Annotated in this window: 1 pseudogene; it reads right to left on the bottom strand. The window is 76.0% G+C overall.

The features are described from left to right. Positions 1-38 precede the first annotated feature (38 nt). Positions 39-15,239, bottom strand: a pseudogene (locus R4Z62_RS30200) (type I polyketide synthase). Between the last annotated feature and the right edge of the window lies 1 nt (position 15,240).

The raw sequence follows: 15,240 nt of genomic DNA, 5'->3' as shown, positions 1-15,240 counted from the left end.
TCGGGAGCCGCCGTCCTGGTTCGCGTGTCGGGTCGGTGTCATGACAGACCGAGCTCGTTGTCGATGAGGTCGAAGAGTTCGTCGTCGCTGGCGCCGTCCATGCGGTCCTCGAGGGAGCCGGCCGCCGTGCCGTCGCCGTCGGCCGCGGTGGCCGCCGCGTCGAGGCGCCCCAGGAGTTCCCGGAGCCGGCCGGCGAGCCGTTCGCGGTCCGCCGGGTCGTCGACACCGCCGTCGAGGGCGCCTTCGAGGCGGTCCAGTTCGGCGAGGCCGGGGATCGGGCCCGGCCCGGTCCCGGGGGCCAGTTCGGCGGCGAGGTGGGCGGCGATCGCGGCCGGGGTGGGGTGGTCGAAGAGCAGGGTGGCCGGCAGGGGGTGGCCGGTGGCGGCGCGCAGCCGGTTGCGCAGTTCCACCGCGGTCAGCGAGTCGAAACCGACCTCCAGCAGACCGCGGCCGGGCTCGATCGCGGCCGGGCCGCTGTGGCCGAGGACCAGGGCGGCGTGGGAGCGGACCAGGTCGAGGAGGACCCGGGCGCGCCGGGTGTCGTCGAGGGGGCCGAGGCGACGCTTCAGCGCTTCGGGCCCGTCGGAGCCGGTGCCGGCGGCGGGGCCCGCGGCGACGCGCCGGACGGCGGGGCGCACCAGGCCGCGCAGCACGGCGGGGACGCCGCCGGTGGCGGCCTGGGCGTGGACGGCCGCGGTGTCGAGCCGCAGCGGGAGGACGACCGGCTCGTCGAGGGTGCCGGCCGTGTCGAACAGCGCCAGTCCCCGGGCCGGTTCGAAGGCGACGATCCCGCCCCGGGCGATGCGTCGCAGGTCCGCCTCCGTGAGCCCGCCGGTCATCCCGGTGCTGTTGGCCCACAGGCCCCAGGCGAGGGAGCGGCCGGGCAGTCCGTCGGCGCGGCGCCGGTGGGCCAGTGCGTCCAGGAAGGCGTTGGCGGCGGCGTAGTTGCCCTGGCCCATGCCGCCGAAGACTCCGGCGATGGACGAGAACAGCACGAACTCGGACAGGTCCAGGCCGGCGGTGAGTTCGTGCAGGTTGATCGCGGCGTCCACCTTGGGGCGCAGGACGAGGTCCAGTTGCTCGGGCGTCATGGTGGCGACGACGCCGTCGGCCAGGACGCCCGCGGCGTGCACCACCCCGGTCAGGGGGTGAGCGGGAGGCAGGGCGGCCAGCAGGGCCGCCAGGGCGTCGCGGTCGGCGGCGTCGCAGGCGGTGATCTCGGCGTGCGCGCCCACGGCGGCGAGGTCGGCGAGGAGTTCCGCCGCGCCGTCGGCGGCGGGGCCGCTGCGGCTGGTCAGCAGCAGGTGCCGGACGCCGTGCTCGGCGGCCAGGTGGCGGGCGACGTGGGCGCCGATGGCGCCGGTGCCGCCGGTGATCAGGACGGTTCCGTCGCCGTCCCAGCCGGGGGTGCGGGCGGTGGCGGCCAGCGGTACGCGGGCCAGCCGGGCGATGTGGACGGCCCCGGCGCGGATCGCGAGCTGGGGTTCCCCGGACGCGAGGGCTTCGGCGAGTACGGCGGGCGGGATCTCGTGGGCGTCGTGGGCGTCGAGGTCCAGCAGGACGAAGCGGTCGGGGTTCTCGGTCTGCGCCGAGCGGCCCAGGCCCCCAGAGCGCGGCCTGGGCCGGGTCCGGGACGTCGTCGCCGGTCACCGGCACCGCGCCCGCGGTGACCAGGACCAGCCGGGAGCCGGTCAGGCGCTCGTCGGCCAGCCAGTCGCGCAGCAGGGCGAGGACGGTGCCGAGGCCGTCGTGGACCGCTTCGCGGAGGGCGCCGGGCGTGGTGTACGAGGCGGGGGCGGGCGGGCAGGGGGCCAGGACCAGCCGGGGCGGCGGGGCCCCCGCGTCGAGCAGCGCGGACAGCGCGGCGAGGTCGGTGACCGTACGGCCGGGGAGCGGCGCGGCGCCGGGCGGCAGGGGGTTCCCGGTGCCGAGCACGGTCCAGGAATCCGGTCCGGAGACGGTGCCCGCCGCCGTCCCGGCGCGCTCGGGCAGGGCCTGCCACTCGGGGCGGAAGAGTTCTTCGTGGTGTCCGGTGCGAGCGGCCCGGAAGCGGCCGGGCGAGACGGGCCGCAGGACGAGGGAGCGGGCCGAGAGCACCGGCCGTCCGGTGGCGTCGGTCGCCCGTACGGCGACGGCGTCGCGGCCGGTGGGGGTGAGCCGCAGCCGGAGCTCGGTGGCGCCGGAGGCGTGCAGGCGCACCCCGTTCCAGGAGAACGGCAGCCAGCCCTGCGCGGGTCCTTCCAGTACGTCGAACACCAGCGCGTGCAGGGCGGCGTCCAGCAGGGCCGGATGCAGGCCGAACGCGGCGGCGGCCTGCTGCTGCTCCTGGGGCAGGCTCGCGACCGCGTACACCTCGTCGCCGAGCCGCCAGGCCGCGCGCAGGCCCTGGAACGCGGGGCCGTAGGCGAATCCGCCGTCCGCGAAGCGGTCGTACACGCCTTCCGTGTCGAGGGGGACGGCACCGGGCGGCGGCCAGGCCGCGGGGTCCGCCGGTTCGGCCGGGTCCGCCGGGCCGGGGTCCTCGGCGGAGGTGAGCAGGCCGCTCGCGTGCCGGGTCCAGGGGGCGTCGGGGCCGTCGTCGGCGGCCCGCGCGTGGACGGTCAGCGGGCGGGTGCCGGAGGCGTCCGGGCTTCCGACGGTGAGCTGGAGTGCGACGGCTCCGCCCGCCGGGAGCACCAGCGGTGCCTCCAGGGTCAGTTCCTCGACCTGGTCGCAGCCGACCTGGTCGCCCGCGCGGACCGCGAGTTCCAGGAACGCGGTGGCGGGGAACAGCACGCCGTCGTAGACGCCGTGGTCGGCCAGCCAGGGGTGGCTGCGGACCGAGAACCTGCCGGTGAACAGGAAGCCGTCACAGTCCGCGAGTTCCGTTCCGGCGCCGAGCAGCGGGTGGTCGACCCTGCGGAGTCCGGCCGCGGGCAGGTCCGCGGTGGCCGGGCCGGCCTCCAGCCAGTAGCTGCCGCGCTGGAAGGCGTAGGTCGGCAGGTCGACGGTGGAGCGGGACGGGCCGCCGCGGTGGACGGCGTTCCAGTCCACGGGGACGCCCGCGATGTGCAGCCGGGCCAGGGCGGCCGTCGCCGTGGGCGCTTCGGGCCGGTCCTTGCGCAGCAGCGGCAGCAGCAGGGGGCTGTCGGCGTCGGTGCCGCTGCCTCCGGTGGCGCCGGGCAGGCAGTCCTGGCCCAGGGCGGTGAGCGCGCCGTCGGGTCCGAGTTCCAGGAACGCGGTGACGCCGTCGCGTTCGAGGTGGCGTACGGCGTCCTGGAAGCGGACGGTGCCGCGCACGTGCTCCACCCAGTGGTCCGGTGAGCCGAGCTGCCCGGCGGCGGCCGGCTCGCCCGTCAGGGCGGAGATGACGGGGACGGTGGCCTCCCCCCGGGACGATCCGCGCCGCGACCTCGCGGAACTCGGCGAGCATGGGCTCCATCAGCGGCGAGTGGAAGGCGTGGGAGACGCGCAGCCGACGGGTCTTGCGCCCGCGCGCGGCCAGTACGGCGGCGATCTCGTCCACCGCCGCCGCGTCGCCGGAGATCACGGTCGCGGCCGGGCCGTTGACCGCGGCGAGGCCGACGGCGCTCTCGCGGCCCGCGAGCAGCGGCAGCACCTCCTCCTCCCCGGCGGCGAGGGCGGCCATCGCGCCGCCCGCCGGGAGGGCCTGCATCAGCCGTCCGCGCGCGACGACCAGCTCCGCGGCGTCGGGCAGGGCGAACACGCCGGCGACATGGGCGGCGGCCAGCTCTCCCACGGAGTGGCCGAGCAGCCGGTCGGGACGCACACCCCCAGTGCTCGACGAGCCGGAACAGTGCGACGCCCAGGGCGAACAGGGCGGGCTGGGCGTATTCGGTGCGGTCCAGCAGGCCGTGGCCCCGGTCGCCGGGGCCCGCGTCGATCACCTCCCGCAGCGGGCGGTCGAGCAGCGGGTCGAGTTCCGCGCAGACCGCGTCGAAGGCGTCGGCGAAGACCGGGAACCGCGCGTACAGTCCGGCGCCCATGCCGGTGCGCTGGCTGCCCTGGCCGGGGAAGAGGAAGGCGGTCTTCGCGGCAGGGCCGGTGACACCGCTCACCACGTCCGGCGACGGCTCGCCCGCGGCGAGGGCGGTGAGCCCCTGGAGCAGGGTCTGCCGGTCCGTGCCGGTGAGGGCGGCCCGGTGCTCGAAGGCGCTGCGGTTCAGCGCCAGGGAGCGGCCCACGTCCGCGACGGTGAGGCCCGGGTCGTGCTCCACGTGCCGCAGCAGCCGGGCGGCCTGCTCGCGCAGCGCGTCCGCGCCGCGGGCGGAGAGCAGCCAGGGCAGGGCGGGCGCGGCGGGGGTGGTCGCCGGGGCCGGCGCGGGGCCGGCGGCCCGGACCGGTTCGGTGGGCTGTTCGAGGATGGTGTGGGCGTTGGTGCCGCTGACGCCGAACGACGACACGGCGGCCCGCCGGGGGCGCCCGGTCTCCGGCCACGGGGTGTCGTCGGTGAGCAGCCGGACCGCTCCGGCCGACCAGTCCACGTGGGGTGTCGGCGCATCTACGTGCAGGGTGCGCGGCAGCGCCCCGTGCCGCATGGCCTGCACCATCTTGATGATGCCCGCGACTCCGGCGGCCGCCTGGCTGTGCCCGATGTTCGACTTCAGCGACCCCAGCCACAGCGGCTGCCGTCCGTCGCGTTCCCGGCCGTAGGTGGCCAGGAGTGCCTGGGCCTCGATCGGGTCGCCCAGCCGGGTCCCGGTGCCGTGTCCCTCCACGGCGTCGACCTCGGCCCCCGTCAGTCCGGCGTCGGCGAGGGCCGCCCGGATGACCCGCTGCTGGGAGGGTCCGTTGGGGGCGGTCAGGCCGTTGCTCGCGCCGTCCTGGTTGACGGCGGAGCCGCGTACGAGGGCGAGCACCGGGTGGCCGTTGCGCCGGGCGTCCGAGAGGCGTTCCAGGACGAGCAGTCCGGCGCCCTCGGCCCAGGAGGTGCCGTCGGCGGCGGCGGCGAACGGTTTGCAGCGTCCGTCCTCGGCAAGCACCCGTTGCCGGCTGAACTCCACGAACGCGCCCGGTGTCGACATCACGGTCACCCCGCCGGCGAGCGCCAGCGAGCATTCGCCGGACCGCAGCGACCGGGCCGCGAGATGGACCGCGACCAGCGACGAGGAGCACGCCGTGTCGACGGTCACCGCGGGCCCTTCGAGACCGAGGGTGTAGGAGATCCGCCCGGACGCCACACTGCCCGCGCTGCCGACGCCGAGATAGCCCTCGAACTCCTCGGAGGGTTCGGTGACGCGCGACCCGTAGTCGTGGTGGCTGCATCCGACGAAGACGCCGCTCGCGCTGCCCTTGAGCGACAGCGGGTCGATGCCGGCCCGCTCGAACGCCTCCCAGGAGAGTTCCAGCAGCAGCCGCTGCTGGGGGTCGATGGTCAGCGCCTCACGCGGGGAGATCCCGAAGAAGGCCGGGTCGAAGCGGTCGGCGTCGTGGAGGAAGCCGCCTTCGCGCGCGTAGGTGCGGCCGGTCCGGTCCGGGTCCGGGTCGTAGAGGCCGTCCAGGTCCCAGCCCCGTCCGGTGGGGAAGCCGGTGATCGCGTCCCGTCCGCCCGCGACGAGTTCCCACAGCTCCTCGGGGGTGCTGACGCCGCCGGGGTAGCGGCAGCTCATGGCGACCACGGCGATCGCCTCGTCCTCGGGCACCGCGACGGCCGCTGACGCCCGCGCGGGAGCGTCGGACGTCCGCGTGGCGGGCGCCCCCGGCAGTTCGGTGCGCAGGTGTCCGGCGAGGTCCGTGGCCGTGGGGTAGTCGAAGGCCAGGGTCACCGACAGGCGCAGGCCGGTGGCCGCGGCGAGCCGGTTGCGCAGTTCGACGGCGGTCATCGAGTCGAAGCCGATGTCCTTGAACGCCTGGTCGGGTCCCACCGCCTCGGGCCCGGGGTGGCCGAGCACGGCGGCGACCTCGCGGCGGACCAGGTCCAGCAGCGCCCGGTCGCGTTCCGCCGGGGGCAGTGCGGCCAGCCGCAGGGCCGGCGGCTCGGCGCCGTCGGCCGTGCTCCGGGGGCCGCCCGGGGCGGCGAGTACGTCCCGCACCTCGGGCAGGTCCCCGAGGGCGGGGCTGGGCCGGAGCGCGGTGTACGCCCGGGTGAAGCGGTCCCAGGCGAAGTCGGCGACGAGGACGGCCGTGTCGTCGTGGTCGAGCGCCTGGCGCAGCGCGGCCGTGGCCGCGGCGGGGTCCATGGCGGGCAGGCCGTCGCGGATCAGCCGTTCGGCGACCGCTCCGGAGGCGAGGCTGTCGCCGCCCCACAGGCCCCAGGCCACGGACGTGCCGGGCAGTCCGAGGTCGCGGCGCTGCCGGGCGAGCGCGTCGAGGTAGGCGTTGGCGGCGGCGTAGCTGCCCTGGCCGGTGCCGCCGAGCGTGCCGGCGAGCGAGGAGAACAGCACGAAGGCGGTGAGGTCGAGTTCCCGGGTGAGCTCGTCCAGGTTGCGCGCGCCGTCGAGCTTGGGGCGCAGGACCCCGGCCGCGCGTTCGGGGGTGACCGAGTCGATCACCCCGTCGTCGAGAACGCCCGCGGTGTGCAGCACGGCGCGCAGCGGGCGCTCGGCCGGAATGCCGGCGAGCAGTTCCGCCAGTGCGTCGCGGTCGGCGACGTCGCAGGCCACCGCGGTGGCGGCGCCGAGCCCGCGCAGTTCGGCCAGCAGGGCGTCGGCTCCCGGGGCCTGTGCGCCGCGCCGGCTGGTGAGCAGCAGGTGCGCGGTGCCGGTGCGGGCGAGCCAGCGGGCGATCTGGGCGCCGAGGCCGCCGGTGCCGCCGGTGATCAGGACCGTGCCCTCGGGGGTCCAGTCGCGCACGGGGGGCGTGTCGCCGAGACCGGCGTGGACGATCCTGCGGCCGTAGAGGCCGGTGGCGCGTACCGCCAGCTGGTCCTCACCGCCGGGGCTCGTCAGCGCTTCGGCGAGCCGGGTCGCGGCCCGCTCGTCGAGCCGTCGCGGCAGGTCGATCAGACCCGCCCAGCGCTGCGGGTACTCCACGCCGGCGACCCCGCCGAGGCCCCAGACCAGGGCCTGGAGCGCGCTGTCGATCCGGTCGGAGCGGCCGACCGACACCGCGCCTCGGGTGGCGCACCAGAGCGGGGCGTCGGTGCCGAGGTCACCCAGGGCCTGGAGGAGTGCGACCGTCAGGGCGAGGCCGCGGGGAAGCGCCGATCCGCCGCCGTGGGGTTCTTCGGCCAGGGCGAGCAGCGACAGGAACCCGGCGGGCGCCCCGTCGGTGTGGCCGTGGGCGTCGCGGAGCAGTGCGGCGAACCGGGTCCGGTCGGTCGCGTCGGGGCCCGCCTCGACCAGGACGGGGGCGGCGCCGTGTCCCCGCAGGGAGTCCATGGCGAACGCGACGGCCGGGTCGGCGGCGGCGCCGGCCGGGGCGACGACGAGCCAGCCGCCGGTGAGCCGGGGCCGCTCGGGTGCCGGCAGGGGCTTCCAGGCGACCCGGTAGCGCCAGCTGTCGGCAATCCGGTCGTCGGCCCGGCCGCGCGCCCACGCGGCGAGGGTGGGCACCAGGGAGGCGAGGGAGGCTTTCAGTTCCCCGTCCTCGACCCGCAGGGTGGTGGCGAGGGCGTCCAGGTCCCCGTGGTCGACGGCTGCCCAGAAGCCGGAGTCGGCCGGGCCGGTGCCGTTGCCGGTCAGGGCGGTGGCGGGCCGGTCGGGTGCGGGGGTGGCGTCCAGCCAGTAGCGCTGCTGCTGGAAGGCGTACGTGGGCAGGGGCCGCTTGCGCGCGCCGGTGCCGGCGAACACCGTGTCCCAGTCCACCGGCAGTCCGTGTACCTGGAGTTCGGCGAGCGCGGCGAGGAAGCGGCCGGGGCCGCCCTCGGCGCGCCGCAGGGTGCCGACGACGGCTCCGTCCCCGGCCCCGGCCGCTTCGACGGCCTGCTGGAGCCAGACGGTCAGCGCGGGGTGGGTGCTGCACTCGACGAAGGTGTGGTGTCCGTCGGCGATGAGCGCGTCGACCGCCCGTGCGAACTCCACGGGCCGGCGCAGGTTCTCGTACCAGTAGGCGGCGTCCAGCCCCAGGGTGTCCAGGGGGCCGCCGCTGACCGTGGAGTAGAACGGGATGCGGGACGTCCGCGGCGCGGTGCCGCCGAGGAGGGTGAGCAGTTCCTCCCGCAACTCCTCCACCTGGGGCGAGTGGCCGGCGAAGTCCACGCCGGGGACCGGCCAGGTCAGGACGCCCGCTTCGGCGTACCGCTCGCGCAGCCGTTCCAGTGCCGCCGGGTCGCCGGAGACCGTCACCGATGCCGGGCCGTTGACCGCGGCGACGTCGAGTGCCCCGGCGTGGGCGGACAGGGCTTCGCGTACGGCTGCGGCCGGCTGCGGCACGAACAGCATGCCGCCGCGGCCGGTCAGGGCCAGCAGGGCCCGGCTGCGCAGGGCGACGATCCGGGCCGCGTCCTCCAGCGAGAGCGCGCCGGCCACGCAGGCGGCGGCGATCTCCCCCTGGGAGTGGCCGACCACCGCGTCGGGGACGATCCCGTGCGCCCGCCACAGCTCGGCCAGCGACACCATCACGGCGAACAGCACCGGCTGCACCACGTCCACCCGGTCCAGCGGGGGCGCGTCGGGCTCCTCCCGCAGGACCGCGAGCGGCGACCAGTCCAGGTGCGGGGCGAGGGCGCGTTCACAGGCCGCGATCCGGTCGGCGAAGGCCGGGGCGTGGTCGAGCAGTTCCCGGGCCATGCCGGCCCACTGGGATCCCTGGCCGGGGAAGACGAAGACGGTCCTGGCCGACCGGGCGACGGTGCCTTCGACGAGGCCGGGTGCGCGCTCTCCCGCGGCCAGCGCGGCCAGGCCGCCCAGCAGGGCCGCGCGGTCGTCACCGACGACGGCCGCGCGGTGCTCGAAGGCGGTCCTGGTGGTGGACAGGGAGTAGCCGACGTCGGCGCACGACAGCTCCGGATGCTCCGTCAGGTACGTGTGCAGCCGCTCCGCCTGGGCCCGCACCGCCTCGGCGGTCCGCCCGGACAGGACCCACGGCACGGCGGCCCGCGCGGCGCCCGCGTCCGGCGCACCGGACCCGGCGGACGAGCCGGCGGGGAGCGCGGGTCCGGCGGGCGCCTCGGACACGGCGGCGGGTTCGGCGGGCGCCTCGGACACGGCGGCGGGTTCGGCGGGCGCCTCGGACACGGCGGCGGGTCCGGGCCCGGCCGGCACGGCGGGCGGCGCGAGTGCGGGCTCGGCGGGCGGCTGCTCGATGACGACATGGGCGTTGGTGCCGCTCAGCCCGAACGAGGACACTCCGGCCCGGCGCGGCCGGCCGGTCTGCGGCCAGGGGGTGGCCTCGGTCAGCAGCGCGACGGCGCCCGCCGTCCAGTCGACGTTCGGGGACGGCCGGTCGATGTGCAGGGTCCGCGGCAGCTCGCCGTGCCCCATGGCCAGCACCATCTTGATGATGCCGCCCACTCCGGCGGCGGCCTGGGTGTGCCCGATGTTCGACTTCAGCGACCCCAGCCACAACGGCCGGTCGGCCGACCGGTCCTGGCCGTAGGTGGCCAGCAGCGCGTCGGCCTCGATCGGGTCGCCCAGCCGGGTGCCGGTGCCGTGCGCCTCGACGGCGTCCACGTCGGCGGCCGTCAGCCGGGCGTTCGCCAGCGCGTCGCGGATGACCCGGCGCTGGGCCAGGCCGCTGGGCGCGGTCAGGCCGTTGCTCGCGCCGTCCTGGTTGATCGCCGAGCCGCGCACCACCGCGAGCACCGGGTGGCCGTTGCGGCGGGCGTCCGAGAGGCGTTCCAGGACCAGCAGGCCCACGCCCTCGGCCATGCCGAAGCCGTCCGCCGAGGCGGCGAAGGACTTGCAGCGCCCGTCTTCGGCGAGCCCCCGCTGCCGGCTGAAGCCGGTGAACGACAGCGGGGTGCCCATCACCGTGGCGCCGCCCGCCAGTGCCAGCGCGCATTCGCCCGAACGCAGCGACTGCGCGGCGAGGTGGACCGCGACCAGTGACGAGGAGCAGGCCGTGTCCACGGTCACGGCGGGCCCCTGGAGGCCGAGTTGGTAGGCGATCCTCCCGGACAGGACGCTGGTGGAGATGCCCGCGATGAACAGGCCCTCCAGTTCTTCGGGGACATCGCGCAGGGTGCCGCCGTAGCCTTGGTAGGAGGCACCGGCGAAGACCCCGGTCGGGGTGCCGTGCAGGGACGCCGGGTCGATACCGGCGCGCTCGATCGCCTCCCAGGAGGTTTCGAGCAGCAGTCGCTGCTGCGGGTCCATGGCCAGGGCCTCGCGCGGTGAGATCCCGAAGAATCCGGGGTCGAACCGGTCCGCGTCCCGGATGAATCCCCCTGCGGCGGCGTAGCTCCTGCCCGGCCGGTCGGGGTCCGCGTCGTACAGCGCGTCGAGGTCCCAGCCCCGGTCGGACGGCAGCCCGGAGACGGCGTCGCGCCCGTCGGCGACCAGGCGCCACAGGTCCTCGGGGGTCCGTACGCCGCCGGGGTAGCGGCAGCTCATGGAGACGATCACGATGGGGTCGTCGTCCGCGGCGGGTGCCGCCGGGGGCCGCCGCACGGTGGCGGGTTCCTCGGCGGCGCCCAGCAGTCCGGTCTCCAGGTGCCGGGCGAGCGCGGTCGCCGACGCGTAGTCGAAGACGACGGTGACCGGGAGCCGCAGACCGGTGGCGGTGTTGAGCCGGTTGCGCATGTCCACGGCGGTCAGCGAGTCGAAGCCCAGGTCGCGGAAGGCACGGCCGGGGGCGACCGCGTCCGGCGAGCCGTGGCCGAGGACGGCGGCCGCGTGGGTCCGGACCAGGTCGACCAGCACCCGGGTCCGTTCGGCCGCGGGGAGCGGCCGCAGCCGGTCGCGCAGCGCCGAGGACGTCTCCTCGGCCCCGATCCCGGCGGTCGCCGGTTCGGCGGCCAGCGCGGCGCGCACCTCGGGGAGTTCACCGATCAGCGGACTCGGGCGCGCCGAGGTGAACACCGTCGCGAAGCTGTCCCAGTCGATGTCGGCGACCACGACCACCGTCTCGTCGTGGTCCAGGACCTGCTGGAGCCCGGTGAGCGCGACCGCGGGCGGCATGAAGAGCACGCCGTGGCCGCGCAGGTTCTCCTCCACCAGTTCGGCCGCCATCCCGGCTCCGCCCTCGGGGTCCCAGATCCCCCACACCACGGAGGTCGCGGCGAGGCCACGGCTCCTGCGGTCCTCGGCGAGGCCGTCGAGATAGGCGTTGGCGGCGGCGTAGGCGCCGTGGACGGCGCTGCCCCACACCCCGGAGATGGAGGAGAACAGCACGAACGCGTCGAGCGTGTCCCGGTCGAAGAGCAGGTCCAGGTTCCTGGCCCCGCCGGTCTTGGCGTGGAGGGTGCCGGCGAACTCGTCCACGTCGGTGGCGGGCAGCGGCACCAGCAGCCCGGCACCCGCGGCGTGGAAGACGGTACTGATCCGGTGGCCGTCCTGTTCGAGGCCGTCCTTCAGCGCGCGCAGGGCTTCCAGGTCGGCGACGTCGCACGAGGCCAGGGTGGTCCGGGTGCCGAGGGCGGCCAGTTCCGCGGAGAGCTCCGGCGCGCCCGGCGCGTCCGCCCCGCGCCGGCTGACCAGCACCAGGTGCCCGGCTCCCCGCCGGGCCAGCCAGCGCGCGATCTGCGCGCCGATCCCGCCGGTACCGCCGGTGATCAGCACGGTGCCCCCGGGCCGCCAGTTCCGTCCCGGCGCAGTGTCGCCCAGGGCGGCCCGGACCAGCCTCCGGCCGTGGCAGCCGGTGGCCCGTACGGCCACCTGGTCCTCGTCCGCGGCCTCGCCCGCCAGCACCCGGCACAGCCGGGCGGCGGTGTCCGTGTCCAGGACCTCCGGGAGGTCGATCAGACCGCCCCAGCGCTGCGGGAACTCCAGCGCGGCGACCCGGCCCAGCCCCCAGAGCAGATGCTGCGCGGCGCTGACCGCACTCCCGGTGTCCGTGTCCCCGGCCGACACCGCGCCCCGGGTGGCCCACCACAGGGGCGCGTCGGTCCCGGTGTCGCCGAGGGACTGCACCAGGGCCAGGTTGAGCGCGGTGCCCAGCGGGACGGAGGGGTGCGCGGAGTGCGGGCGCTCGTCGAGGCCCAGCAGCGACAGCACTCCCGTCACCGGGCCGGGCAGCGCGCCGAGGGTGGCGCGGATCCGGTCGGCCAGCACGGCGCGGTCGGCCTCCGCCTCGGTGAGCCGTACGTGGACCACCGAGGCCCCGGCCTGCTCCATGACGTGGACGGTCGCCTCCGACCGGCGCACCGCGTCCTCGGGCTGACCGTCCGACGACAGCAGGAGCCAGTTGCCGTCCAGTGCGACCGGGGGGCCTTCGGGCAGAGCCCGCCAGGTCACGCGGTAGCGCCAGGAGTCGACCACCGAACGCTCGGTGCGCTCGGTGCGCCAGGCGGCGAGCGCGGGGAGCACCACGTTCAGCGGGTCCTCGGGCGCCACCCCGAGGGTCGTGGTGAACCGGTCCAGGTCACCGCCGCCCAGGGCGTCCCAGAAGTCGTCGCCCTCCGAGGACGTCCCGGACGGGCCGCCCGCCGCCGGGCCCGTGTCCTCCAGCCAGTACGAACGGCGCTGGAAGGGGTAGGTGGGCAGGGAGACACCGTCCGACCGGTGTCCGGCGAACACCCGGTCCCAGTCGGGCGACAGACCGCCCGCGTGGGCCTCTCCCAGGGAGGTCAGGAAGCGGTCGAGGCCGCCCTCGCCGCGCCGCAGCGTGCCGACGGCCACGGCGGGGCCCTGCGCTGAGGCGGCGGTGTCGGCCTTGTCGGCGGTCTGCTGGACACCGAAGGTGAGCACGGGGTGCGGGCTGGCCTCGACGAAGAACCGGAAACCCTCCCCCAACAGCGACTCCGTCGCCCGCCCGAACTCCACCGTCTCCCGCAGATTCCGGAACCAGTACCCGGCGTCCAAAGACCCCGTGTCCAGCCAGCCACCCGTCACCGTCGAGAAGAACGGCACCACACCCGAAACAGGAGCAACCCCCGCCAGATCAGCAAGCAACCGCTCCCGGATCTCCTCCACATGCGAGGAATGCGACGCGTAATCCACCTCGATCAACCGCGCACGCACACCCTCCCCGACCAACCCCTCCACCAACGCCGAGACCGCGTCCGCGTCACCCGAAACCACCGTCGAGGAAGGCCCGTTGACCGCCGCCACCGACAACCGGCTCACCCACGGGGCGATGCGCTCCCGCACCAGATCCACCGGCAACGGCACCGACGCCATGCCCCCACGCCCCGCCAGCGCCCCCACCGCACGAGAACGCAACGCGACCACCCGCGCCCCGTCCTCCAGACTCAGCCCACCCGCCACACACGCAGCCGCAATCTCCCCTTGCGAGTGACCCACCACCGCGTCAGGAACCACACCGAACGAACGCCACACCTCCGCCAACGACACCATCACCGCCCACAGCACCGGCTGCACCACATCGACCCGCGCCAGCAGCCGCTCCGAACCCAGCGCGTCAGCCAACGACCAGTCGACGTAAGGCGCCAGAGCCCGCCCGCACTCCGCCATCCGCCCCGCGAACACCCCCGACTCACCCAACAGCCCCGCAGCCATCCCCACCCACTGCGAACCCTGACCCGGAAACACCAACACCGAACGACCCGACGACACCCCGCCGCCCCGCACCAGCCCCGGCACCGTCCGGCCCTCGGCCAGGGCTTTCACGCCGTCGATCAGCCGGTCCTGGTCGGTTCCCACGATCACGGCCCGCCGCTCGAAGGCGGTACGCGTGAGGGCGAGGGCGCGGCCGGTGTCGGCGGCCCGCAGGGGTCCGGGGCCGGCGTTCAGGTGTGCCAGCAGGCGGGCCGCCTGGTCGCGCAGCGCCTCGTCGGTACGCCCCGACAGCACCCAGGGCAGCGGATACGCATCGCCGTCGGCAGCGGGTTCGGCCGCCGGTTCGGCTTCCTCCGCCGGGGCCTGTTCCAGGATCAGATGGGCGTTGGTGCCGCTGACGCCGAAGGCGGACACACCCGCCCGGCGCGGACGACCCGTGTCGTCCCACGCACGGGCCTCGTCGAGGATCTCCACGGCCCCCGACGACCAGTCCACCATGGGCGTCGGCCGGTCCGCGTGCAGGGTCCTGGGCAGTTCGCCGTGCTCGATCGCCAGCACCATCTTGATGACGCCGCCCACTCCGGCCGCCGCCGAGGTGTGGCCGATGTTCGACTTCAACGAGCCCAGCCACAACGGCCGGTCGGCGGGCCGGTCCTGGCCGTACGTGGCCAGCAGCGCCTGCGCCTCGATGGGATCGCCGAGGGTGGTGCCGGTGCCGTGCGCCTCCACCACGTCCACATCCGACGCCGTCAGCCCCGCGTCCGCCAACGCCGCACGGATCACCCGCCGCTGCGACGGGCCGCTGGGCGCCGTCAGGCCATTGCTCGCACCGTCCTGGTTCGTGGCCGAACCGCGGACGACGGCCAGCACCGGGTGCCCGTTGCGCCGGGCGTCCGACAGCCGCTCCAGCAGCAGGACGCCGACGCCCTCGGACCAGCCGGTGCCGTCCGCGTCGGCCCCGAACGCCTTGCAGCGGCCGTCGGCCGACAGCGCGCGCTGGCGGCTGAACGCCACGAACGCGTCGGGGGTCGCCATCACCGACACCCCGCCGGCCAGGGCCAGCGTGCAGTCGCCCGCCCGCAGCGCCCTGATCGCCAGGTGCAGGGCGACCAGGGACGAGGAGCAGGCCGTGTCCACGGTCACCGCGGGCCCTTCCAGGCCCAGGGTGTAGGCGATCCGGCCGGAGACCACACTGCTCGCGGTCCCGGTGTCCAGCAGACCCTGGACGTCGGGGAGGTGGCGCGAGCCCGCGCCGTAGCCGTTGCCGATCGCCCCGAGGAAGACACCCGTGCCGGTGCGCCGCAAGGTGCGGGGGTCGATCGCGGCCCGCTCGACGGCTTCCCAGGCGGTCTCCAGTGCCAGCCGCTGCTGGGGGTCGGTCGCCAGGGCCTCGCGGGGCGAGATGCCGAAGAACTCCGCGTCGAAGTCGGCCGCGTCGTGGAGGAAGCCGCCGTGCCGGGTGTAGGAGGTGCCGGGCCGCTCGGGGTCCGGGTCGTAGAGGGCCTCCAGGTCCCAGCCGCGGTTGACCGGCCAGGCGGAGATCGCGTCGGTGCCCCGGGAGACCAGATCCCACAGCAGTTCGGGCGTGTGGGCGCCGCCGGGATAGCGGCAGGCCATGGAGACGATGGCGATCGGTTCGTGGCGGGCCCGCTCGGCCTCGCGCAGCTGCCTCCGGGCGTCACCGAGGTCCGCGGTGGCGCGCCTGAGGTAGTCGAGCAGCTTCTTGTCGTCGGACATCAGT

It is taken from the genome of Streptomyces sp. PL-25 (assembly GCF_058344915.1).
This window is presented reverse-complemented; position numbering and strand designations above follow the sequence as displayed.